This is a genomic window from Paenibacillus sp. J22P165, from assembly GCF_059692015.1.
Genome location: NZ_JCAUAP010000006.1, coordinates 442,628 through 467,001, shown reverse-complemented (window position 1 = coordinate 467,001; position 24,374 = coordinate 442,628). Strand labels below are relative to the sequence as shown.

The 24,374-nt window shown below is 45.7% G+C and carries 18 protein-coding genes; 1 reads left to right on the top strand and 17 read right to left on the bottom strand.

What is annotated here, in order from left to right:
* Positions 1 to 33: 33 nt before the first annotated feature.
* From AC58QM_RS17055 to AC58QM_RS16975, 17 genes are all read right to left on the bottom strand, one after another.
* Complete coding sequence (locus AC58QM_RS17055) at positions 34 to 1,125, bottom strand: extracellular solute-binding protein (protein ID WP_497285917.1); 1,092 nt, start codon at positions 1,123 to 1,125, stop codon at positions 34 to 36.
* A complete protein-coding gene (locus tag AC58QM_RS17050; protein ID WP_497285916.1) occupies positions 1,064 to 1,573 on the bottom strand; it encodes an extracellular solute-binding protein in 510 nt (169 codons plus the stop codon). Before AC58QM_RS17050 ends, AC58QM_RS17055 begins: the two co-directional genes overlap by 62 nt.
* 73 nt (positions 1,574 to 1,646) lie before the next feature.
* Positions 1,647 to 2,525: a carbohydrate ABC transporter permease gene (locus AC58QM_RS17045; protein WP_497285914.1), complete on the bottom strand. Its 879-nt coding sequence runs from the start codon at positions 2,523 to 2,525 to the stop codon at positions 1,647 to 1,649.
* A 21-nt stretch (positions 2,526 to 2,546) separates the two neighbouring features.
* Positions 2,547 to 3,527, bottom strand: a complete 981-nt coding sequence (locus tag AC58QM_RS17040; RefSeq protein ID WP_497285912.1) for an ABC transporter permease — start codon at positions 3,525 to 3,527, stop codon at positions 2,547 to 2,549.
* A 189-nt stretch (positions 3,528 to 3,716) separates the two neighbouring features.
* Positions 3,717 to 4,802 (bottom strand): response regulator transcription factor, encoded by a 1,086-nt coding sequence (locus AC58QM_RS17035; protein WP_497285910.1) that lies wholly within the window; start codon positions 4,800 to 4,802, stop codon positions 3,717 to 3,719.
* Positions 4,799 to 6,604: a sensor histidine kinase gene (locus tag AC58QM_RS17030; protein WP_497285908.1), complete on the bottom strand. Its 1,806-nt coding sequence runs from the start codon at positions 6,602 to 6,604 to the stop codon at positions 4,799 to 4,801. Before AC58QM_RS17030 ends, AC58QM_RS17035 begins: the two co-directional genes overlap by 4 nt.
* 393 nt (positions 6,605 to 6,997) lie before the next feature.
* On the bottom strand, positions 6,998 to 8,170 hold the full coding sequence (locus AC58QM_RS17025; RefSeq protein ID WP_497285906.1) for an oligogalacturonate lyase family protein: 1,173 nt from the start codon (positions 8,168 to 8,170) through the stop codon (positions 6,998 to 7,000).
* 151 nt (positions 8,171 to 8,321) lie between these two features.
* The gene (locus AC58QM_RS17020; RefSeq protein ID WP_497285905.1) at positions 8,322 to 12,353 is read right to left on the bottom strand and encodes a LamG-like jellyroll fold domain-containing protein; all 4,032 of its coding nucleotides are present in this window, start codon (positions 12,351 to 12,353) and stop codon (positions 8,322 to 8,324) included.
* 64 nt (positions 12,354 to 12,417) lie between these two features.
* Positions 12,418 to 13,044, bottom strand: coding sequence for an SGNH/GDSL hydrolase family protein (locus AC58QM_RS17015; protein WP_497285903.1), 627 nt, complete (start codon positions 13,042 to 13,044; stop codon positions 12,418 to 12,420).
* A 61-nt stretch (positions 13,045 to 13,105) separates the two neighbouring features.
* On the bottom strand, positions 13,106 to 15,355 hold the full coding sequence (locus AC58QM_RS17010; protein WP_497285901.1) for a helix-turn-helix domain-containing protein: 2,250 nt from the start codon (positions 15,353 to 15,355) through the stop codon (positions 13,106 to 13,108).
* Between the two features lie 86 nt (positions 15,356 to 15,441).
* On the bottom strand, positions 15,442 to 16,989 hold the full coding sequence (locus AC58QM_RS17005; RefSeq protein WP_497285899.1) for an extracellular solute-binding protein: 1,548 nt from the start codon (positions 16,987 to 16,989) through the stop codon (positions 15,442 to 15,444).
* Between the two features lie 75 nt (positions 16,990 to 17,064).
* A complete protein-coding gene (locus tag AC58QM_RS17000; protein ID WP_497285897.1) occupies positions 17,065 to 17,982 on the bottom strand; it encodes a carbohydrate ABC transporter permease in 918 nt (305 codons plus the stop codon).
* Positions 17,982 to 18,878 (bottom strand): ABC transporter permease, encoded by an 897-nt coding sequence (locus tag AC58QM_RS16995; RefSeq protein WP_497285895.1) that lies wholly within the window; start codon positions 18,876 to 18,878, stop codon positions 17,982 to 17,984. Before AC58QM_RS16995 ends, AC58QM_RS17000 begins: the two co-directional genes overlap by 1 nt.
* A gap of 136 nt (positions 18,879 to 19,014) precedes the next feature.
* Complete coding sequence (locus tag AC58QM_RS16990) at positions 19,015 to 20,202, bottom strand: TolB-like translocation protein (protein ID WP_497285893.1); 1,188 nt, start codon at positions 20,200 to 20,202, stop codon at positions 19,015 to 19,017.
* Positions 20,190 to 21,479: a glycoside hydrolase family 28 protein gene (locus AC58QM_RS16985; RefSeq protein ID WP_497285892.1), complete on the bottom strand. Its 1,290-nt coding sequence runs from the start codon at positions 21,477 to 21,479 to the stop codon at positions 20,190 to 20,192. The genes AC58QM_RS16990 and AC58QM_RS16985 overlap by 13 nt, the downstream gene beginning before the upstream one ends.
* 185 nt (positions 21,480 to 21,664) lie before the next feature.
* The gene (locus tag AC58QM_RS16980) at positions 21,665 to 22,588 is read right to left on the bottom strand and encodes a nucleoside hydrolase (protein ID WP_497285890.1); all 924 of its coding nucleotides are present in this window, start codon (positions 22,586 to 22,588) and stop codon (positions 21,665 to 21,667) included.
* 200 nt (positions 22,589 to 22,788) lie between these two features.
* Entirely contained in the window at positions 22,789 to 23,193 is a 405-nt protein-coding gene (locus tag AC58QM_RS16975; RefSeq protein WP_497285888.1) for a nuclear transport factor 2-like protein, read from the bottom strand.
* Positions 23,194 to 23,427: 234 nt separating this feature from the next.
* Here AC58QM_RS16975 and AC58QM_RS16970 point away from each other — a divergent pair, with 234 nt between their 5' ends.
* The gene (locus tag AC58QM_RS16970) at positions 23,428 to 24,330 is read left to right on the top strand and encodes a LysR family transcriptional regulator (RefSeq protein ID WP_497285886.1); all 903 of its coding nucleotides are present in this window, start codon (positions 23,428 to 23,430) and stop codon (positions 24,328 to 24,330) included.
* Positions 24,331 to 24,374 lie beyond the last annotated feature (44 nt).

Genomic DNA, 24,374 nt, shown 5'->3' with positions numbered 1-24,374 from the left:
GTTCAAAGAAAAGAGGGAGTTGCCTCCCCCTCCTTATTTCTTACTGTTTTTATTGACCCAGTCGGTGACTTCTTTAATTAACTGATCGCCACCCTGCTTGCGGTATGTTTTTACAAAATCGTCGAAAGAATCTAGCGGTGCTTTACCTAGAATAATTTTCGCAGCTGCCTCCTGGAATAAAGCTCCTTCATACTTCAAGTCTGGGAAATCCAGATAAGCTTGAGGTGTCGGCATCGAAGCTGTCAAATTCGGAACGCCTTCTTTCTCTGACAGGGCGATAGCTTCCATTGTACGATCATAGTAAAGCTGCTGCTCAGGGCTGCGCTTGAGGACTTTTTCTACAGCATCGGAAGGTGTCAACAAGAATATGTTGCGACGGATGGCAGACTTATCCGCTTTATCCTTCTCTGTATCGTAAATGATTTTATCGCCTTCACGCTTAAACGTCTCTCCTTCAAAACCGAACGCATTAAAGAGTTGCCCTTCATCCGAAACAAGCCAATCAAATAACTTCACCACGGCTTCCGGGTGCTTCGAATTTTTCATAACAATAAACACACGGTCTACAGCATTATGTACAGCACCAACTGGTCCGTCATATCCGGTTGCTTTCGGTGTAGGAATGGTAATCAATAACGGTTTCTTATCTGGTAAACCAGCTGCTACTTTATCATTCCAGTTGCCCGCTGAGCCTGGTTGGTGAACGAACAGACCCACCTGATCGGAAGTCAGCTTCTTCTGCCATACAGGACTTGTATTCGTTAGGAACTCTGAATCCAACAGCTTTTCATCGTACATTTTTTTCAAGAACCCAAGGGCTTCCTTCATGCTTGGATGGATGACAGCCGGAATGATTTCATTGCCAACCTTGTGGAACGAATTCGTCCCAATTCCCCACATGCCGGGGATATTATTCCACCAAGAAATTTTCTCACGCATGGAGAACGGAATATCATCCTTCTTGCCGTTGCCGTTCGGATCCTTATCCCGGAACGCGCGCAGCATATCTAGCAGCTCATCAGATGTTTTGGGAATGCCCACTCCGACTTTATCCATCCAGTCCTTACGAACATACATGACATAATTTGGACTGTGTAACATCCGGAATGGCCATAATCTTGCCACCTAATGTGACAGCATCCCAGGAGGCTTGCGGAATTTTCTTTTTCAAATTAGGTCCATATTTGTCAATTAACTCATTCAGTTCAACCGCTTGACCATTTGTTACAGGCTCTGCATTGCGGGAGAAACCGAATGTTTGGTAGACATCGGGCATATCACCGGAAGCGAACTTCAATCTCAGCTTTTCCGCATACTGCCCATGAGACAGCAGCTCAAGATCCAGATCAATATTCGTTTTCTCACCAATGTACTTAACAAATTTTGTATCTTTGAAGTTCTGATCCGGCAGCGGCTGGGACATATCGGAGTTAAACATTCTAATTTTGACGGGTTCTTGCTTGACTGGCGCCCCACTGGTTGCAGCTGGTGCTGTCCCATTCCCACTGGAACAAGCAGCTGTCACCGCGATTAAGCCTGTTAAACTAGCTAACCCCGCTTTTTTAAATCTCATTTTTAACAACCTCCATGAGTATAATGAACTTGCTATATATGCAAGCGCGTCAACGCTTTCATAACAATTGTTTTTATCCTTTAACAGAACCAATAAGGGATCCTTTAATAAAGTGTTTTTGAATAAAAGGATAAATTAGCATAATAGGGACCGTCGCGACCATAATCGTAGCCATCTTGATACTCTCCGGTGATGTATCGACGCTGAGATCTGCAACGGAAGACGACATCTCATTCGTGTTTCCTTGATTAATCATAGAATAGAGATACAACTGGAGCGTCTGCAGCTTGACATTGGTAATATACATCATGGCGCTGGAATAATTGTTCCAATGACCAACCGCGTAATAGAGAATTAACGTCACTAAGATTGGCAACGACAATGGCAGCGCAATTCGGAATAACACGCCATATTCACTCATGCCATCTACCTTTGCAGCCTCGAAAAGTTCTTCGGGCAAGTTCCGAAAGAAAGTCAGGCATAGAATCATATTAAATGCACTTAGGGCAGAGGGTATAATTAACGCCCATAGCGTATTAACCATTCCTAGTGATTTGACTACAAGAAACGTAGGAATCATTGGCGCATGAAAGATCATCGTGAACACGATGAAGAGCATGATCCACTTTTTCCCGTGAAGTCCCTGACGTGAAAGCGGATAAGCCATAATGACCGTCATAAACATATTCAAAAGAGTTCCAACTACCGTAATCAACAAACTAACCCGAAAGGATCGCCAGAATGCGCTATTCTCAATAACGACTTTATAGTTGTCCCAGTTCACATCTACGGGCAGCAGCTTAACCTTGGAATGAATGAGTGCATAAGTCGAACTAAGTGAGCCGGACGCAACATGCATAAATGGCAGCAAGACCATCAAGCAAATGGCTAGCAGAAACGCAAGATTTCCTATATCAAACAGTCTAGAGCCCAGTGTCTCCTTTATTTTCATATCGCGAATACCTCCTTTCCATTAATACAAGCTTTCTCCTGTTGTCGCTTTACTCATCTGGTTCGCAATCACGAGCATCAACAATCCGATAACTGATTTAAAGAGCCCTATAGCTGTCGTCAAACTGTATTGTCCATTGATAATACCAGCTCGATAAGCGTATGTATCCAGCACATCCCCAACGGAATAGGTAATAGGTGTCAAAAAGACATAGATTTGTTCAAAACCGATATCCAGAATGTGTCCGACCTTTAGCAGCAACAAGATCATAATCGCAGGCAAGAGTCCTGGGAAGGTAATGAACTGGAACTGTTTCCAACGACCCGCTCCATCAATTTTTGCCGCCTCGTAAAGTGCGGGATCTATGCCAGCTAGCGCTGCCAAGAAAATAATGGCGCTCCATCCCATCTCTTTCCACATCCCTGCACTCACGACGAGTGTCCGGAAGTATTCAGGTGTACTCAACAGCTGAATCGGATCCTGGCCTAACTCAACCAACACTTGGTTTACGATACCCGTTTGCGTCGAAAAGAGCACATACACAAGCCCGAAAATAATCGTCCACGACAAAAAGTGGGGTAAGTATAGAATCGTTTGAATGATACGTTTCGCTACCATCGAGCGCAGCTCATTTAACAAACAAGCGATAACAATCGGAGCTGGAAATGAAAAAATTAGTTTGTAAAAGCTTAAAATTAAGGTGTTCTTTAAAAGTCGTGTGAACTGCGGGTACGTAAACAACTGCTCGAACCATTTCAACCCCACCCATTTGCTAGAAAGCAAACCAGTAAAAATATTGTAATCCTTAAAGGCAATAAATGAACCCATCACGGGAATGTACTTAAACACGATCAGGTATAGGATACCTGGAATAAGCAGGATATATAGCGCTTTATTTCGTGCGATATATCGCAAGGATTCACTTCGCTGCCTCGTCTTTAATGCTTGGTGTTGTGTTCCAGTTATCGATTCTTTACTTACAGCAGAAAAACTTTCCGCCATATTCATCCTCTCTCCTTCCATGCTGTCGCATCTTGTCTATGTGTTTATTCTAATCGCCCCTGAAGAATCACACCATGAGAGAAAGTAATTAAGTTCTAGGAGGATAGTCTACTTCACCAAAGTTTTTTTCTATTCGCTGATAAAAGAAATAGACCCCGAAGCACTGGTTAGCGCCTGGGGCCTCTTATCTTATTCCATCCTCTTCTTGTACTCAGCCGGCGTGCGTCCAAAATGCTTTTTGAAAAGCTTAGCAAAGTAGATTGGATCATCATAACCAACCTGATCGGAAATTTCATAGTTCCTCAAATTCGTATGCAACAGCAGATCTCTAGCCTTCTTCATGCGCTCGGCAACGATGTAATTCCAAATCGTCGTATTGGTCTCCTGCTTGAATTGCATAATCAAGTAACTTCGGCTTATGCCTACAAGATCAGCTAATTCCTGAAGATTGATTTTATCCGTACTATGCTTTTGAATATAGTCAATGACATGGTCAATTACTTTCTTCCCCTTCTGATCCCGTACGCCCTTAATGGCAGCTAACATCTGATTCGCCCCTTCTTCCAAGCGGCGCACAGCACAAAGTCGGAAATAACTTCTCATTTTGGTATAAGGAATTGTTTTCTCACCGAGCCCAAGATCTCTTCCTTCATGGAGATGAAACTGCACCTTTTCAGTATGCAATTCTTCAATGACCGTATGCAGCCAGATCATCGTCAACGTGTTAAGTAAATAAGGCTTTCCCTCAATCCACTGCTCCAACAGTTCCAACGTATCTACAATTAGAATCGGCATTGTTTCAAACTGCTGCGAGCGGATATGCTCCACCCACTTATCCAGCATTTCGCGATGGTGAGGGAGTTTTTTAATAAAAAGTGACATGGCAGCTTGATGCCGTTGATCTTCCAATCGCTGCGTACACTTATCCAATGCTTGTTTAAGTGCTTCCTTCTCAACGGGTTTTAGAATGTAGTCCACCGCATCCAGTTGTATACTTTCCTTGGCATACTCAAAATCGCTATAGCTAGAAACAATGATGCTAACCATCCACGGATAACGGTTTTTCATCTCACGAATCAATTCGAGACCGTTCATCACAGGCATTCTGACGTCAGTAATGACTAGGTCCGTATAATGATTATCCAGCCATTCCAACGCTTTCTGCCCGTTCACTTCTTCGCCAGCCACAACGATGGTTTCATCTAATTCCTCTACCGATTTAATTAAACTGCTGCGAATCACATGTGCGTCATCCACAATCAATACTCGAATCATTGCGTTTCCTCCATCTTCTTAAGTTGAGGGTGTGCAGGGAAGAAAATTTCAATACCTGCTCCCCCTTCCGGCATATTAAAAATACGAAGACCTGCCGGCTGAGGACGGTAATACATTTTGAGCCTGTAATGTACGTTAAGAAGACCAACAGATGACAGCTTGCGATACATCGCCTCCGTATCCTCCATCGCTAGAAGCTGCTCGAGTTCGGCAAGTTTTTCTCTTGTGAATCCCTTTCCATTATCTGAAATGTGAATATAGATAACGTCATCTATTTGCTTAGCTATCATCCGAATCGTCAAAGGCTCACCTGTTGCTTCAAAACCATGTTTTACGCAATTTTCCACAAGCGGCTGAAGGATCGCTTTAAGACAGATAGCATTCAAGATGCTATCGTCGATCTCCATCGAATACGTAATATCTTCCCTATGCAAAATGCCGATGATATAGAAATAATCTGTCACATGTCCCATTTCTTCCTTTAGTGTGACAACCGACTGCAAGTAGCTTGAGGTGTATCTAAGCATTTTGGATAAAGAAATAGCTGTCCGTTCGATGGGCTCGTGATTAATTAAATTTGCCATCGAATTAATGGATTCCAGCGCATTATACAGAAAGTGCGAATGGATTTGCGATTGCAGTGCGGATTGAACTGCTTCTTTTTGCAGCGCTTTGGACTCAGCTAACTGTTCAACCGAGATGTTCAAGTCACTCAGCATCTTATTGTAAACCCTGCCCAAGTCAGCCACTTCATCAACGCCGTTAATCACGACTTGTGTTTGCAAGTTGCCCACTTGCGTTAACAGAATCGTGCGACGAAGACTTTGCAATCCTCTCGTAAAAGAGGCGGATATAAAAAGGATGAGCAAGATGGAGATAGCCACGCTTACGATAGCAATGAACACGGTCACATTCCGCATGCGATAGATCCCGCTAGCAATTTCGGGATAAGGAACTCGAATAATAGACTTCCACCCCGTATACGGAATGGTCTGAAATACGAGCATCTCCTTTGAGTTTTCCGTCAAAAAGCTGCCGCTTGGCGAAGACTGCAGTTGTTTAATGATATAAGGATTCAGCATCGTCAAGATATCTGCTTCTTGCGGGGAACCGATAATCTGCCCCTTGCTGTCGCTAATCAGTGCCACACTTTTCTGGCTAAGCATAATCTTCTGGAGGATTTTTTTAATGGGCTCGAGTGAGATATCCATTTTGACGTAGCCTCCTCCATTATAAAATTGAAAACGCTTAACCATCGTAATAATAGGAAGCCCATCAATATCGCGATTGCCATTGAAATAGGCGTCACTTTTGGAGACAAAGATATCAATCTGGTTGGACAGCTGAACGCGGTTAAACCACGTTTCCTTGGTCATCGAGTAATCCAGCTTAAGCACGTTCTGCGCACTGCGGTAATGAATCTCATTGCCATTCAGATTATAAAAAGTCATTGAAATAATCTCCGGATGCTGATTCACAAAAGGGAGAATATATTTCTGCTCAATCTCTCGGTACCGCTGATGATTCTCGAACACATTTCCCGCTTCCGCGAGCAGCCATTTTTGATATTCAAAGCTCGTACCTGCCAAGACAAAGCCATATTCATAGTCAGCCAAATACCGATTTAAATTCAGATTCGCCTGTTCAATAATCTGATTACTGAATTGTTCAATCTCATGACGAATGGTCTTTGAACTCTCATAATAACTAATCAATCCAATTAAGGTAATGACGAGCAACATTAAAGTGGAGGTAGCGGCAATTAGTTTCCAGCGAAGAGATTTACGAATAAAAGTGAACATAAACAGCGTGCCTCCGGATCTGAAATTCATTGAAGTTAACCAAACGTTACAAGTATGACACAGAGAGGCTTCATCTTTCAATTACTTCAAATTGTAAGTTCACTGCTGCTGTTTTGAATATAGGAAGATAGTATTTTTTCATGAGACAATCGGCTACAAAGAAAATGTTAAAGAAAAGAAGACTCCTGTACGTTGTAACGAACAGGAGTCTTCCTATTAGATTTATACAGAATAATTTTCGGGAAATTATCATCACGAGCCCGCGCATGGTATATGATACTGGGGCCGTGATCAAGGACCTCATTCACGACTCGGCCGATTTCATCCGAAGCAAGGCAGCTGAGCTGGACATTCCCCTGTAATCGTTATTCGTAATGCCAGTCGCTTTTGGTTTTACCTTGCTATTCGCTTATCACTCTTCAACGTTTTATCCCAATCTACGCTAGTCATGTAGACATTGGATTTGCCGCCTCTGTCGGAGGAGAACAAGATATGCTCGTCATTTCGGGTAAAGATGGGATGCGGATGTGACATCTGGCTGCCCCAGGAAGTGCCATGCGCACAGAGAAGGCCGACTTCTATCGAGTCCCCTTCGTATTTTAACAAGGACATATAGTTCCCGCTATCCTTCATCACTTCGCGAATGTGCGCACGATCACCGACACCCATCGTTTCCTGATAGTTCATCTGTACATGGGAAGGACGAGTATAAGGGTAATAATATCTTCTCTCTTTCGAACCGTCTGTATTTATGAAAATATCGCCATGCAACAAAAATTCGTCGCCGACCCGCTCCCTAGATGAATACTGGGCACCAACCCTTCCGCTCGCGGTAAAAAATTCATGTCCGATCCGTTCCAACCCTATCTTCTGATCCACTAACGGATACACCTTGTCATGATCTATGCGTGCCGTCCACATTCTCTGAACCTGAAGCCAGGGACCTTCATGGCAAAACAAAATCAAATTCGGATCGACCGGGCTTATATTCACATGCGAGATATACTGTCCTTCTCCCCATACCACATAGGGAGCTTTTTTTTCAATATCAAAGCGGATGACAACGCTCCTTGGTCTGCGGAAGTGTTTTTCTCTGTGTGTTGAATAAGTACCACCACTATCCGTACATAGCTCCATATGCTCCACATACGAAAAAGCGAGATATTTCCCAGCATTATCGACAGATAGATCGCTGGGATGAAAGCCTCGTGGGATTTCCATGAGCTCCTCGGTTTCTAGATTATCAAGGCGAACACGCATTAACGTGCGATCTGCAAAATAATAAACAATATGATGCCAGGCATCAAGTACGGAACTGAAAGGAATTACTCCCTCCTGATCGGTGATTTGCACCATCTGGCCGTCTTTGAACCTTAGTGTGTATAATTGCATGGAACCTGAACGATTAGATGCCAGAAGAATGTAATTATTGTCAGAATCAATTAATGTTTTAGTGAAATAAGGATGATACGTATCGCCGGAATTGTCGGTGAGCTGTATCACCTCGGCACCCGTCAACTCGTCTTGCTTTTTGGTTATCGTTGAGTAATAGACATCGCCTTTCATAGCTTTCCACTCCTTGTTTATTTGTTTCTAATCATAGAGATTCCTTGCTTGGAACTCTCGCGCCAGCTTCGATGCGTTGCACGACACCTAAACAACTGGCGCGGTTGGAGCCCCATAGGTGGAAAACCATTATGATTTGCTACGCTGTCTCCTAATTACCCGCAAGCGCAGCAATATCCGTACTCGTTAATGCATTGTTAAAAGCATATACTTCGTCAATCTTACCGTTAAAGGCATTCGAAAAATCCGGGCGTCTTCCTATAAACACATGTTGACTGTTGTTATATTGCGTAGACGGAATTGAACTCAGATTGGAGCTGCTTAACGCGCCGTTGACATAGAGCCTTAACGCAGTTCCCGGCTCGAATACGCCCGCCAGATGGACCCATTCGCCAACCGGCAGCGTCCCTGCCGTCACCACATTTATAGAAGAAGTTGCACTGGTTGCGATCTGGAAGACACCTTTGCCTGCAGCATTCATATACAGGCTCCATGACCTGGAATTGGAGCCGTTCTCCTTGGAGATGATTCTGCCATCATTTGCGAAGCTGTCTATATAGACCCAAGCGGCCAGAGACATGGCACCCGTAAATTGCAGTTCAGTGGGAGTTCCCAGATCGACTTCATCGTTCGCTCCGTCGAAATCCAAGCTGGCTCCAATCTTGCCTGCTGTCCAAACAGGGCCATTAATCAAGGTTCCATTCAAAAGATGGCCTGAGGAATCCGATGCGACGGTTCCCGATGTTTCATCAAGCTTCCAGTACCCCACAGGGGATACTGAGCCAGAGCCAGACGATACGGTAAACTGAAGCGTATACGTATTGCTCGTCGTTCCATCGGAAGACGTCACCGTTACGACTGCAGTGCCCGGCAAACTCGCCGGTAAGTCATACGCAATCGTAGAAGGCGATGCTGAGCTGGCATCCAGCGATGACGCCGACACCGTCGGTACGCCGGAGCCTGCTGGCAGTACGACATTGTAGCTATACGTACCCGAATTGAACCCCGCAACTGCCTGCCCATTCACTTGCAGATCACCTAGCATCGCCGGCACGCGCACTCTGTACTCTGCTTGGTTGACACCATTAACCGAGCTATTTGCCGTGATTGTCGCTGTACCCGCATACATGCCAGCGACGTTAACGGACGCTACGTCAATCACCGACGATGAGGTAATCGTAGCCGCCGAACTGCTGGATATCCAATCGGCATTCAGATTCGAAGTGCTCGTGAATGGCTTCGTAGAGTTTAGTTGAATCGTTTGCCCTAGCGGTACTGTAACAGCGCTATTCTCTGCTTTGATGGTAATCGGTACCGAGTATCCATTGGTCAGCCTCACAAATAGAGTCGAGTACTCGACAGCCCGGTTAAATGAAGCTTTCGTGCGGTCCACATTAACCGTAAACGTTACGGAACTGTTGCTTCCGAAGGTTCCCGTTGAAGGCGTAACCGAGTACCAATCTTCTTCCGCATTACGTCGAATCGTATAACTGCCGGATCCGCTGAGTGTACCTGTTGAAATCGTAAACGTAGCTGAGTTGCTTGTTTCAGGGATACTAACCAAATACTTATCTGATTGGAATGGGATCGGCCGTTTCGGGAACAAGCTGCTCGCCCCTTGCTCAAAAGCACCGATATCAGGAGCAGTGCCAGAATACATATTTGAAAAGTTGTCTACAATTGTTCCTTTATCTACAACGTCAACTTCCCTAGCCGTATTGATGCCAGAAGTCGTCGGTGTAAAAACACCTGCATCCGGATTCGTCATTTTGCCAATTTTGAACAATCCGTGTGCTTCTGCTCCCGGATTGGCATAAATATCCCCGGATCCATCCCCATCCGTACTGCGTCCGAGCGCATCATAATCGAAATTCGTGCCGGGATTCACGGACGGATTATTATCCTCAATGTTGTAAAATTTAGACGAGCCCTTGATGAGATCTCTCATCACTACAATGAGATTATTCCGGGTGCCTCCGTACCAGTTCTTCGGCGTACTGCTGCCAGTAATTGCTTTGGGAACGGCATAAATCGTATTGTTGAAGAACCAAGTCTCACCTTTGTACACGGTACTGCTGTTGCCGCCTAATTTAACTACCGAGCCCGTACCTGTTCTTCGATAATCGTTCAAATTATGAAACACATTATTGAATGCATAGCTAGGACCCACCATGTTCGGTGCGAAGCTGGTACCGGAATAGCTCATCTCAAACCGATTATCGAACACCCGAATATTGGACTGTCCGCCGTCAAATTCGACACTATCATCGTTGGCATATCCGAAGAAATTGCCGTAAATATCTGCATCCTTATAAAAGCCGCCGCTCTCTTGATTATTGTAATAACCGCTGATGACGTCATTGAAGCGGTGATACTCATCCGTTCCGATGAAATCGTTATATCTGACCACCATACCGCCTGCACTTCGAAGATACATCGCCTCGGGTCCTTGTGGGTGAGAATTGCTATACACTTGCCCATCCGAGGTGACACCTCCCCACGGGTTGGCATAACCCCTCGGCTCATGTACATAGCTGCGTTCTACAACGATGTTCTTTGCATCCTCAATCCGGAAGCCGGCATCACCTTCCAGCATATCTCCCTGCGCATCGATCGGTGTGCCATAACCTACATCACTTTTATTGATATAGGCCAACTGTGCAGCTGTATGCACGGTATCGACTGCCGTGCGCCCCCAACCGGAAATATCCGCATTTGTAATCCGGACATCGTGATCCGTGCTGTTCAGGTAGATTCCATTTTTGCTGCCACCTTTGACAATGAAGCCATCCAGAATCGTATAAACCGTATTTGTAACCGTTACCGCATGCTGAGTTAGCGTACCAGCATCGATCGTGAGACCCGTATCGTTAACAATTTTGATCCATCCGTTGTTCGTTCCGGTCAGCCCGTTGATGACCAATCCGCCGCTCGAATACAAGCTGGATAAGGAAATCGTCTGCGCGATCACGGGGGTGGAGGTCCAGGTTTGGACGGTTCCTGTCTCCGATTTGATGAGTGTACTTCCATAGTACACATCCGACTTGACATCGTAGGACGTATTCTCATCTAACCTCACAATACTGCCTGAGAAAATCTCCTTGCCTGGAATATAAATGGGATCCAGTGCATTCTTCCACACCGTGTCCGCTGTCTTTTTGTAGAACAGATGACGAGTCAGATCGTCTCGCCCACCTGCAATGTAAGCACTAATGGAGTTAAAAGATGGCGTCAGCGTCAACCCGTAAACTGCTGTAGGCATTCCTGCCGTCACCGTCACTTGAGCTGAAGCGGTGAATACCGCAGGGGTTGTGCTCGGCGGCGTAGTTGTCGTAGACGTGGCTGCGATGGTCGCAATTCCGGTATTCACCGCTGTGACAAGCCCTGTGTTGGCATCAACCGTAGCGACCGAGGAATTGCTGCTGCTCCAGACGACTGCCTGCGGTGCTCCGGAAGGAGCTACAGTAGCGATAAGCGTCTCTGTAGCCGCCTTCTCAATGGACGTCGACGCCTTATTCAAAGTGACGCCTGTCACGGAGCTCGGTGCCGTACCGCCGGTTTGCACGAGGCTGATATCATCGACATAAGCGGTCATGCTGCCGCTGACAGCACTGCTGGAAAACACGTAGATCCGCATATATTTGGCGTTCGCGGGCACAGTGAAGTTATTTTGATACAATGTGTATCCAGACGTCGTCGTCCCCGTAACCGATCCAACGATGACATCCGAACCGACTGTCGTGGAACCGGTTGTATAGAAGTTATCTGGCCCTGCCTTGTCATAAAACCGAACGACCATTCCCGTCGAAGATGCCGAGTTCGTACAAGCCGTTACATTTAAATAAAAGGAAAGGTTGTAGCTCTGACCTGGAATGACGGACACGAATTGCTGTGCCGGCGTCTTTTGGCTGCCCGAACCTGCCGATACCTTCAAAGCATTGTTGCCTGAACGGGCATAAGTTGAACCCGCCGGACTGCCGTTTGTCGCCTTCGCCCCTGTCGAATCGATCTTCCAGCCGTCGAAGACTAGTATGCCTGAACCTGTTGCACTTTCGAACCCACCGTTCAGCAGATTTCCATTCCCATAGGCTGCAGCAGGCTTCGCCATTCCGAACGGGATATACCCCAATACCAAGCAAAACAGGATGAGCTTGCATAATCGACTTTTCAACACGTTACTCATTCAGTAGTTCCTCCTTTGTGATGGACCCTAACAGATTCGTACGTTTTGCGCGTTATGAGCTTCGTTATCGTAGGTTGTGCAAGCAGCCGGCAATGAATGCAGCCTGCCGCATGCGAATCTCCGTGTTGTAGTGCACGTGGTCGCAGAACAGCTTGTAGCCATTTCCTAGGCTTAGTGTATAGCTGTACAAATCGATGGATTGGACGCCAGCCTCATCCATAATTCGATCGGCAACTTCATTGTAGTGAATGACGTCGCGATTAAACCGTACAAATTTCTTCATCTGTTCCTTATGGATAGCATCATCGACAGGCGTGGTTCTCACCCAAACGATTCGAACAGGCAGAGGCTGCATGAGTTGTAGGATAGCCTGTAAGTTGATTTCATACTGCTCTAATGGTACTTGCAGCTCGCCAGTCGAACCATTTCGTTTCATATCGTGCAAACCACAATTAAGCAACAGTATGCTATGATCGAACAAGCGATGAGCAACGAGATATGTTAAATATTGAAGTACCATACCGCTGTCCCCACCGTTTGCACCTCTCATCGCCTCGGGGAGATCTTGGTTTTCATTGATGGAATCTCGATCCTTCTTGCGATCATAAATCATTCCTCCTTCGAGCATTGGCGCCAAGTAGATCCCGTAATCGATGGATATGCTGTCTCCTACAACAAACAATTTATCCAACACTATACCTCCTTTTCAAATGGGTCATTTACATTCAGCAACCACCTCCTCCGGCGGTACTTTACTGTTTCGTTTGATCTCGATACTTGCCAGGTGTGATGCTCTCCGAACTTTTAAATGAGCGAATAAAATTGCCGGAATTGCTAAAATGCAGCTTCTGCGCGATCTCATTAATCGTCATATCTGTTTCCCGTAACCATCGTTTCGCGATTCCAAGACGAACATTAGCCAGATACTCGCCGAAATTAATGCCCATTTCTTGTCGAAACACACGGCTGACATAGACAGGATGATAGTTTAGCCGTTCAGCGCATAGTTCCAAGGTAAGATTGGTTTCAGCTTCTTTGTTAATCATCGTACAGACTTCTTTGGAGATGCGATGATGCGCCCTGTCTTTTTGCTCGCTAATCAACTTGACTAAAGGCGTGATCAGCATGTGCATAAACCAGCCTTCAATTTCCGGAATCGTCTTTATTTCAAACAATTTTTCAAATAATGAAACTGTACCGTCGTATGGCATGACACCACCAATTTCCTGATGAAGACGAAGGAGATCGGTCAGAAGCCTCGCCACAAAGATTTGGTAATCCCGATGGTTAGCCGCATTCTTGTAAATTTCCTGAAGAAAACCGCTAAGCTTCTGCCGGATCTCATCTTCATTGCCTAGTTTAATCGAGTCGATCAGGTCATTCTCCATCTGCAATGGAAAAATCGGAGGTAGCTCTCGGTTAGGCTGAACTTCATCAAAGAAAAGAAGCGATTCTTGCTCATAGCGAATTCGGTATTTTAGAGCTTCCAATCCTTCTAAATAAGCCTTCGGTATTTCTTTTAAATCTGTACGTACCCTGCTTACACCGATGCTTAACGGCAAGCGCAAAAACTCTCTTACCTTTTGCTGAATGGCCATCGCCCGTTCAAAAGCCAGAAGTCGAGCCTCCTGAGGGTCGGCCCCCTCACTGCCAATGATCAACACTTGCGAATGGTTAATTACGACTGATTCAAAGCGCTCATGGGCTGGAACGATCTCACCTGCAATATTGCTGATTGCAAACATTAACAGATAGCGATCTTTCTCTGTATAACTGGTCCCTTCCAGTGAATCAATCTCCGATACAAACACCATATAGTGCTTCAGATTGGTTGGGTAATTGTAACTCCTCATCATCTCTTCGATTTCATTACGACGCCATTCGCCGAGCAGGAGCTTGGTGACAAAAAACTGCTTCAACTGTTCGCTCATTTGCTGCCGCAAGTGAAGCAGTGACTTCAACTTTCCGCTGATGATATCAATCTCGTTTCCTTTGTCAGTGCCCGACACTAAATCGCGGAGCACGCCATACCATCTTTTGATAGGCGAATAAATAACCCTTGAGCTGTAGAGTGACACCAGAAAGGTGAGAATTAAAATGCCTGTGCAAATATAAATCGTGTACCGACCAATTTCCCTTGAGTCCTTCGAAATATCGTCTAACGAAATAACCGATAAATACAACCAATTGTTATAGCTCGAACGGTAAGGAATAATAACGGACGGCTTGCCGTTCAATTGGGCAGTAACTGCCTTATCATTTTCAAGATTGGCTGTTTGGGCCACAACGAAGTCAAGTGCCCCTTTTAATTGCGAATCCGTGCTCGTTCCAGCTACAAATTTATGATCTTCGTCCATAATGAACATTTCGCCGAACTCTTTATTTCTGGCAAGGATGGCATTAAGGTCATCAAGCGAAATGTCGACGAGTAACAAGGCAATTGGATTCGGGGAATGCAGTGGCAGTCTTTCAACGACCGTGACGGTTTTGTCGGATAGGTAATACCGATTAAATTGCTGGCCTGTATCCGTATAGCGAGAAAAAAGCGCTGGATCCGAATAGTATGCGAAACTGTTAAAACGGCCGCCACTACTGATCAGCCAATTTTTTTGAAGATTGACGAGCACGACATCCGAGATCCCAAGCTCATAGGACTGCATAAAAGCAATTTCCTGCTGAATTTGCCCCACAGCCTGAAAGTCGTGTTGGGTAACGGCTTTGTTTATCGTCTGGGCAACTAGCGTGGAGTACATTAATTGATTCATCATCTTATCGACCAGACTTAATTCCCTTTCCGTTCGCAGATGAATCTGAGACAAGATCAAATCGTTGCCACGGATCACTTTCTCTTTAATCGAATTGGAGGAAATGACATAAGAAAGTAACCCCAGCGTAATAACCGGAATAGCACCCAGCAATATACTGATCGCCAGCAGCTTGGTAAAGTATCGAGACACCCCAATGTTCATGCGCATTCTTCCCGATCCATTTGAAGACTTCATCGCTACTCCTCCGTTAAGACGACTGGGGCTATCTCCAGTAAACGATATAAAGAAAGCCCAGGCATTGTTCGCTAGTTGGTTAATTGCTACTTCTTAGCCGCCTGATAAGCAGCGTTTATTTCATCCATATACTTCGTGCCGCCGCTGCTCTTCCATTGCTCAACCGCTTTTTTCCATCCTGCTGCGTCAAGCTCGCCGAGAATAAATTTGCTTTGAGCGTCGTTGATTGTTTGATCCAACGTCTTGCCGAGTGTGATATAGGTTGCTGATTTAAAAGGTGCCGCAGGATTGAACACAGCAACCTTCTCATTCTCCTTGCGGATTTCTGTTACTCTGGCGACTTGCGGATCGTCCGATTTTAATTGCGGCAACAGATCAGTCAAAATATTCATGTTATAGATACCTGGACCTGCGCCAGTCGACTTGGTGAAGCCATCTTGATCCTTCCACACGACTTTGTCGCCGTCCAACGTATAGTGCACCCCTTCGATGCCATAGTTCATCAGAAGCTGCGCTTCTTTACTGCCCAATTTATCAATAAAACCTAATACTTGGCGCAGTTGTTCCTCTGTCTTTACGACTTTCTTTGGAATCATCATCATCAAGTTAAAGCCGGCTTCACCTCGTGACTTGATACCAGCAGGACCTGTAATTTGGTTAATCATGGCCACTTGCGCCTTCGGATCATTTTTCTGAACCGACTTTTCCCGAGTCGAATCCGAAACTTGATAATAAATGCCTGCTTTGCCGCCATAGAAGATTTCGTTCTTCTTGTTTGAATCAACGAGTAGGAAATCCTGGTTAACGCCATGCTCGTCATATAACTTTTTCATGGCATTCAGGGCGTCTGTATATTGTGCCGTTAATACTGCCGGAACCAATTTCCCGCCATCTTCTGCCCATTCGTTTGGTCCACCGAACCATGTCATTAAGGCTTTAAAATCCGATCCACCATTATCCATGACCCATCCGGTCGTATCGTTCTTTCCATTCTTGTCAGGGTCCCCAGTTCCGAAAGCGATTGCTGTACTTAACAACTCCTGCGGCGTAGACGGCACTTTAAGCCCCATATTGTCCAGCCAGTCCTTACGAATAAAGATGGCGCTTCTCGCTTTATCTCGAGAACGGTAGATGCCGTAGGTTTTTCCTTTATATGAAGCATTATTCAGGACACCAGCGTCAAGGCGCTTTAAATTAGGGTAATCTTTTAGATATGGCGATAAATCCCAGAACACACCCGCATCGACGGCACTAGTAACTGCTGGTAGATTGAGATCGGCAACTACGATCATCGGCAAATCTGCCGCCGCGAGGGAGGCGGTCAGCTTGTCATTGTATGCCGCGTTCGGCACCCAGTTGATGTTTAACTTCGAGTTGGTAACCTCCATCAGTTTCTTCATGACATCACTGTCGGCTGCTGGTGCATTAGGCGAGGTGTACATGGCCATCATGGAGATATCCACCGCAACAGCTGGTTTGGCACTAGTCGTTCCCGCTGTCGAAGTTGTGGTGGATCCCGAAGTTGCTTTCGGCGTATCCCCACTTTTAGTTCCATCGCTGCATGCCGCCAATAGCGCAGTGCTTAGTACTAGAACGAGCATAGCTCTCTTGCTTTGAGTAGTAACCGTTTTCATTTTTACCAATACCCTCTTTCTATTAAAATTATATATTAAATAATGACGAACTGCATCCCGAAGGTAGTAGCTACATCATCCTTTAACCGAACCGAGTAAAACGCCCTTGGTAAAATATTTCTGCAGAAACGGATATAAGAGTAAGATTGGAAGCGTCGCCACTACGATGACAGCCGCACGAACGATGTTTGAAGGCGGAATATAGGTGAATTCATCATCCCCGATCCCAGCTGTGCTGACCGTCACGATTTGCCGGAGCAGAACCTGAATCGGCCATTTGGACTGATCGTTCATATACAGAATCGCAGATAGGAAAGTATTCCAATGACCCACCGCATAGAAAAGAGAAATCGTGGCAATGGCCGGTAGCGACAATGGCAGAATGATGCGAAACAGAATTATGGGGTCGCTCGCGCCATCGATCTTCGCTGATTCCTCCAATTCATCTGGGAGTGCCTGAAAGAAGCTTTTTAGGATGATTAAAATGAACGGACTTACTAGCCCAGTAAGCCATAACGACCAGTATGAATTTAGCAGCCCCATCGATTTTACCAGTAAGAAATTAGGAATTAGTCCGCCACTGAACAGCATAGTGAACAAGATCATCAGCATAATCGGATTTCGGACTTTTAAATATTTTCTTGATAGCGGATAAGCGATTAGCGATGTCACAATGACATTAAGCGCGGTCCCTATCACGGTAATGAAAATCGTGTTCAGGAGACTTTGCGGCAAAGTGTTGGAGGAGAAAATAAACCGGAATCCATCTAAGCTAAATTGTGTCGGGATAAGAAGAAACGGATGTGCTGCCAGCTGAGAAGAAGCCGCTATAGAAGTCGCGAAGACATGCAAAATCGGAATAAAACAAACCAGTGCATAAAGAAGTAACAGCACATAGTTAATCCCATCGAATAGCTTGCTTCCCGAGCGCTTATGGGATGTGATGAGTGGCACAGATACGCTTCCTGCCGTTGTCGGTTTCGTTTGTTCCATTACCATATACCCTCTTCTCCGAACTGTTTGGCTAAGCGGTTTGCGAAAAACACCATAATTAAGCCCGCTACCGATTTAAATAGACCGACTGCTGTGCTGTAGCTAAATTGACCGCCTAGAATTCCGACATTATAGACGTAAGTATCGAACACATCCGCCACACCTCGATTCATCGCATTCGACATCAGAAACACATGATCGAAGCTAAGATCCATGATATCCCCTACTTTAAGGATGAGCAGAATGACAACGACATTGCGTATGCCTGGCAAGGTAATATGCCAAATTTGGCGTAGTCTGCTCGCTCCGTCGATCTCTGCTGCCTCATAAAGACTCGTGTCCACACCGGCTATGGCAGCTAGATAAATAATCGTACCCCACCCTGCATCATGCCAGATAGACTGAATTGTATATAACGGGCGGAACCATCCAGCGTCGAGCATAAAGTTAATTTTATTGCCGCCAAGCGATACCAATACATTGTTAACGATCCCGCCTTCGGTCGTCAGCATGAGGTAAGACAGTGAGACCACAACGACCCAAGAAAGAAAATGTGGTATATAAATAACCGTCTGAATAAATCGCTTGAAAAACTGCTTGCGGACTTCATTTAACATAAGTGCGAGAAGGATAGGAATTGGAAAAGCAAATATAAATCCATACACGAACAACATCAATGTGTTTCGGAGCAATATAAGAAACGTATCTTCCGTAAACAACCTGTGGAAATGCTTGAATCCAACCCAATGACTACCCGAAAATCCGAGAAACGGTTGATAATCTTGAAAAGCGATCATGTTACCGAACATCGGCAAGTATCGAAAAATAATAAAATATAAAATACCAGGAATCATCATGAGATATAGCCATCGATATTTACCTAGCTCCAATCGCACTGCTTATAACACCACCTTGTCTTATGATTAAGCGCTTGCAACCTCACTATAACCGGCTTAGCGATTATCGGTATATCCTCTTTGCTAAACTACCTTCCAGATATCACTGTTTCTAACTCGATTATCATTAGTTAGCCTAATTATCATTCGTTAGAATGGAAGCCAAATCCATCCGATAGACGTGTCGTTGTCCTTCATGCGTCGAATCGAATGAGATACACGTGCCCTCTCGATTCCAGCGTGGATGTAAATCACAGCGGATATCACCTTCTAGTTCAGGCAGCGAAAAATACGAGCCGAGTTTGATTCCCTTTTGTGTTTGTAGATTATAGATATACAAATGTCGATATGAATCCTCGTCAGGATAACTGTCGTAGAGCATGTATCGTCGATCTGGGGAGTAGCTGCAATGTCCATCTTTTAGAAAAAAGGATTTATCTATCGTCGATACCTCACTCTTCTTGTCTTTCCACACATATAGCTGCTCTCCCTCAGGATTGGTCGCCAATTCACCTGCATGGATAGCTAATTGCTCGCTGTCCCGCCAATGATAATGCGATGCATACCCATAGTCGGCAAGCAGGAATAGATCGGAACCGTCCCTATTCATCGTCACGACAGCCGTTTTCCATATCTTATCTTTATCAGGGAAACAGCGCACCAGAGCGACAAGACGGGAGCCGTCCGTATTAAAGGTGATATGGTTGATCAATATTTTTCTATCCTCACCTTGAAAATACGATTTGGTAAATTCCCATAGATGCTGTAAAGAAATTGTCAGCTGACTCTTTCCTGACAACAAATCGATCAGATAGATGCCGTCGTCGTGCGGATATAATGCGTTCGCGTAACCGTCAGATTCGCCAGCATAGCCATATCCGGAACGGAAATCGTACATACGGGGGAAATTGATGCTTACTGCATAGCGTCCAGTCGGATCGACATTGGCTACCGGCCTCTCCAATGAATGTGACTTGCCCGTTGTCAAATTCAGCACAACGCCTTCATAGGTGCTGCCTTTCCGTACATTATAAATAACCGTATCCTCCGGATAAGCAGGATGCCATTGCAGCATGCTCCCCTGCTGGAAGTTCCACGCTGTTGTTTCTCCTATAGCTGTGAAGATGTTGTTCCCTAAATCGATATAACCAAGTTCAGCCCGATCTTCCGCGCGTGGGAGCCGATCACAAAAGGCTACTCTATGGCAGAGATGATACCGATCATTCCCGCTCCAAGCCGGCGTGTCATAATAACCGAAAAAATAATGGCCATCTTGCTTTGTTATTCGTTCTGCTTTCAACACTTCGTCCTTTATCCGATCCATTGCTCGTGACCTCCAGCTTCCACTGATGTGTAATTGTAGGTAACACTCGTCGAATACGCGAGGCATATGTCATGACGCTTGTGTCCAGCCACCTCTGTGCAATCGAAAACTTGAATATGATCAAGTCGTAAATTTGTTACATACGCAATCGTCATATAAGCAGGCTTAATCATGAATTCCGTATCTCGTTGCTCTTTAAGCGTCCGCCTGCCCGTGACAGGTTTGTAGCGATTGCCGAAAGGCGTATAACCTGTAATGCGCATCGTGATTTGTTGAAACGATAGGTTGTCAATTCGACTATCCGGTGCTCCTTGCACAACAATGGAGCTTCGCGTGCTTATAAAGAGATCGCGGAAAACAATATCTCGCACACTCCCCAACTTGGAATCAGCATGCCGTTTCTCAATATCAATGAACACGGGAACCACCGGCTTGATATCGTACAGATCTGCCGATTCAATTGTGATCCCACTCATTTGCACTCTCTCCACGGTTCCTCCGTCTTTGACGAAGATACCGATCCCAATCGCTGATTTAATGGTGCAGTGACTAATATAGACATCGCTAATCGTCCCATAAATCTCCGTTCCAAACTTAATGGCTGTATTCGGGGACTCCAAGATGCAATTCGTCACGAAAATGGGCCCGCAAGCTCGATTTTCCGTGCTCTTAATAGGAATGCAATCGTCCCCAGTCGATAGGTGACAATCCTTAATAAATACATTTCGACAGCCATCTGGTACGATGCCATCTGTATTCAAGTGATAACGATAATTGTGAATGGAAATTCGGTTAATATGAACGGTATCGCAATGCTTCAAATGAATAGTCCAAAACGCGCTGTCCCGAATACAGATATCTTCCAACGTGACCGAGCGGCAATCATCTAAGAGCATGGTGCATACCCGTAGTTCAGGATGCTTTGGTACCCCCCACCAGGAACCGAACTTCTCTGTGCCGAACCCTCGAATCGTGCCTTTGCCCGTAATACCGAACGACTCAGCATTCGTCGCTTTAATTAAAATCTTGCTCTCGTCCACGCCTGACCAATCTTCTCGGTAATCGGCACGTTGGGGTGATGCCCAAAGCGTAGCCCCTATTTCCAAATGAAGCAGTACCCCGCTCTTCATCTCTATACTTCCAATCGTATAGTCGCCAACCGGAACGTTCACCGTCCCTCCGCCATTCCAGTGACATTCATCTATGGCTGCCTGAAATGCTGCGCTGTCCAGTTTAGATCGATCCCCGACAGCTCCATAAGCCTTCACATCCAACATGTTCGACCACGATCCTTTCTTTATTAGTTTTAATAGCGTAGAACCTTTAACATGAACAGCAGTAAGATTCATGAACACGAAAGTATCGTAACGTGTTTGAGAATTATCCGTATATATTCATTACCTAACCATTTAGCTATTAAAGCCGCCTATTTGGCGACCTCCCCCATTATCACTACACCTTATCAATCCGATCGCACGCAACTCTCCAATATCCGGTCGATCTCCTCTCGATACACCTCGTCCGGATGCACCTTCACTACGTAAGCATGCTTCCCATCTGCATGCACGTCGAACGAGTTCCTGCCGGAATCCGCATCGACGTGGGCAGTGCCCACGACGGTCCGATAGCCGGCCTCTTCCTCGTCTCCGACGCAGGCGAGCAGCACGAGCATCGGGTCCCACGAGCTGCGGCCGTTCGGGAATCCGTGGTCGCGCAGCGCCAGTGCAACGTTGTCGTCCTCCGGTAGCGTACCGCCCGTCAAAATCTTGTCCGACACCTCCCAGCCTAGGAACGTGATCGGAGTCGGCCAGTGTGCACAGACATGATGCCCGGCGACGATGGAGCGTCGGTTACGGGCGAAATTATTTTCCACACCGCTCCCCTCATTCTCCCAGTGCCCAGCCATCACCCACAGCTTGTTCACCTTCAGTGTCACCAACTCCAAGCCCGTCAGCGGTGACAAGTCGTCCCCGGGGCTCTGCAGCAGAGCGGCCAGCACTTGCTGGTAGCCAATCTCGATGAGGTCAAGCTTGTTCGGCATCTCAAAAAGCGTACGACGGTACATTCTTACCGCATCTTCACAGTCCTCGTTCCGCTTGGCTCCGTTTAAGCGTTCCGCCATATTTTTCTGGTACTTCGGCACTTTGCCGAAATCTGTAGCCTCAATATCGATGCCGATCCGCACCCCCGGCCTGCCCTCCGCCGTCAAAAAAGCTTCCAGCGATGCTGCCGAATACGCCATGCATGCGCTCATCCCGATCGCAGCGATCTTCACCATGCCTTGTTGCTCCGCCCAAACGAGCACGCGCATCGCGACTACATCGTCACTGTCCGTCCACCAATCGGTACCGACGATGACCGGTCTGCACCCCCGTGAAATTCCCATGCTAATCCCCCCTCACTTTCCATAGGCATTCACGTCCAACATGTTCGACCACGATCTTTTCCTTATTCCGTTAAATAAAAGAAGAACCTTCGTCAGGAAAACCTAACAAGGTTCTTGAGCACGGACGTATCGTAACTTATTTGCGAATTATCCGTATATATTCATTTCCTAACTATCTTGCTAAGACTACAATCAGTTATTTACACGGTCTCGTAGTTTTTTAACGGCATACCTACATATTCTCGGAAGAAGCGGACCTGCTCTGCCTCATACGCGAAGAGAACAGAAAGCTCATTCTGATAAGGTTGGCCACTCAACGAACCTTCCGCGCGAAATACCACCATGCCATTGTCCTCATTCTCAAGCAAGATGAGCGGGGTTAGTTTTACTTGCAATACGGAGCGTTCGAACTTGATCAATTCCTCGAACCTCTCTTTGCCTTGTTGTTCGTGATTCCACCCCTCAAGTGGGAGTGGAACGAAGAAATGAAACTCTTCGGTAACCTTTTTAAGAAAATCAACGGTATCTCCTGTTTCAAAAGCCTTCCTAAAAGCATCAAACACTTCACCAGTTCGGGATGGGACTGAGCCTACGAAATTCTCCATGAAAGAATCCTCCTCATTAAGGTTTATTAGTTAACGCAATAAATTTCCTCCATTTGTAATGAAAAGCGCTTGATATATTCCTAGTATAGGTCTCATGAAAAGTACTATCAATGCAGTGGGCCTTACCGGAACGTTAAGTGTAAGTTAACGATTATTATTGACAGCAAAAGAAGATGGCGTGACAATTATCATTACATCTGTATTCAGCGATGGCATTGAAAGTGGGTATGAGCTATGGAATTAAAACAACTACAATATTTTATGGCGATTTGTGATGAGCTTCACTTCACGAGAGCAGCCGAAAAAATGGGAGTCAGCGCACCTAACATCAGCCAGCAGATAAGGAGATTGGAAGAAGAGATAGGCGTTCTATTGTTCGATCGTGTGGGGAAAAAAATTGTCCTTACAGAAGCCGGAGCCATCCTTCATGAACATGGTGCTGCCGTGTTTAAGCATCTGCAGCAAGCGAGTGAAGCCATTGCCGATCTGAAGCAGATGCAAGGCGGATCACTATCCATTGGTGTCTTGCCCGGTGACGCGGATCTCATGTTTAATGCCTTGCTACTGAACTTCCATGAGACCTATCCCACCATCTCGTTATCCCTTCTGGAAACCATGAAAGTAACAGAACAAGTTTTAGACCGCAGCATTGATGTTGGCGTAACTATTGGACCTGTTATTGATGAACATCTTACGTCAATCCCCTTATTTCACGAGGAGTTTTCATTAGCGGTAAGTATCCATGATCCCCTTGCCACAGAGAGCTTCATCCCCTTAAACAAGCTGCAATCTTTGAAAATGGTCCTGTTCCCACCAGACCATCAGTGCCGCAAACTGATCGACCGTTTTTGCATGGAGAATGGGTTTACACTACAGCCCCATATGGTGATGACAACGTTATCTTCCCTCCTCCAGATGGTACAGAGTGGCGTTGGTAACTGTGTTCTCCCTCGATTGCTACTGGATAATCTTCATAATAAAGACATTAAAGTCGTGCAACTGAGGAATCCTACGCCTTCTCAAGACATTTATCTGATCTACCGCAGTGACAGATATGTCGGATACGCCATGCGCACGTTCATCAAGACTTTGAGAACCTATATCGAGACCGCTATCCTTCATGCTAAGTCTTCATAATCATGCAATGTTAGCTAAGGCCAAATAGGGCTGTCTCTCTAGGA

Bases quoted from the DNA above. Each gene is read 5' to 3' on its own strand.
- AC58QM_RS17050 (WP_497285916.1), bottom strand. From the start codon at position 1,573: ATGAGATTTAAAAAAGCGGGGTTAGCTAGTTTAACAGGCTTAATCGCG.
- AC58QM_RS17045 (WP_497285914.1), bottom strand. From the start codon at position 2,525: ATGAAAATAAAGGAGACACTGGGCTCTAGACTGTTTGATATAGGAAAT.
- AC58QM_RS17040 (WP_497285912.1), bottom strand. From the start codon at position 3,527: ATGGCGGAAAGTTTTTCTGCTGTAAGTAAAGAATCGATAACTGGAACA.
- AC58QM_RS17035 (WP_497285910.1), bottom strand. From the start codon at position 4,802: ATGATTCGAGTATTGATTGTGGATGACGCACATGTGATTCGCAGCAGT.
- AC58QM_RS17030 (WP_497285908.1), bottom strand. From the start codon at position 6,604: ATGTTCACTTTTATTCGTAAATCTCTTCGCTGGAAACTAATTGCCGCT.
- AC58QM_RS17025 (WP_497285906.1), bottom strand. From the start codon at position 8,170: ATGAAAGGCGATGTCTATTACTCAACGATAACCAAAAAGCAAGACGAG.
- AC58QM_RS17020 (WP_497285905.1), bottom strand. From the start codon at position 12,353: ATGAGTAACGTGTTGAAAAGTCGATTATGCAAGCTCATCCTGTTTTGC.
- AC58QM_RS17010 (WP_497285901.1), bottom strand. From the start codon at position 15,355: ATGAAGTCTTCAAATGGATCGGGAAGAATGCGCATGAACATTGGGGTG.
- AC58QM_RS17005 (WP_497285899.1), bottom strand. From the start codon at position 16,989: ATGAAAACGGTTACTACTCAAAGCAAGAGAGCTATGCTCGTTCTAGTA.
- AC58QM_RS17000 (WP_497285897.1), bottom strand. From the start codon at position 17,982: ATGGAACAAACGAAACCGACAACGGCAGGAAGCGTATCTGTGCCACTC.
- AC58QM_RS16990 (WP_497285893.1), bottom strand. From the start codon at position 20,202: ATGGATCGGATAAAGGACGAAGTGTTGAAAGCAGAACGAATAACAAAG.
- AC58QM_RS16985 (WP_497285892.1), bottom strand. From the start codon at position 21,479: ATGTTGGATGTGAAGGCTTATGGAGCTGTCGGGGATCGATCTAAACTG.
- AC58QM_RS16980 (WP_497285890.1), bottom strand. From the start codon at position 22,588: ATGGGAATTTCACGGGGGTGCAGACCGGTCATCGTCGGTACCGATTGG.
- AC58QM_RS16975 (WP_497285888.1), bottom strand. From the start codon at position 23,193: ATGGAGAATTTCGTAGGCTCAGTCCCATCCCGAACTGGTGAAGTGTTT.
- AC58QM_RS16970 (WP_497285886.1), top strand. From the start codon at position 23,428: ATGGAATTAAAACAACTACAATATTTTATGGCGATTTGTGATGAGCTT.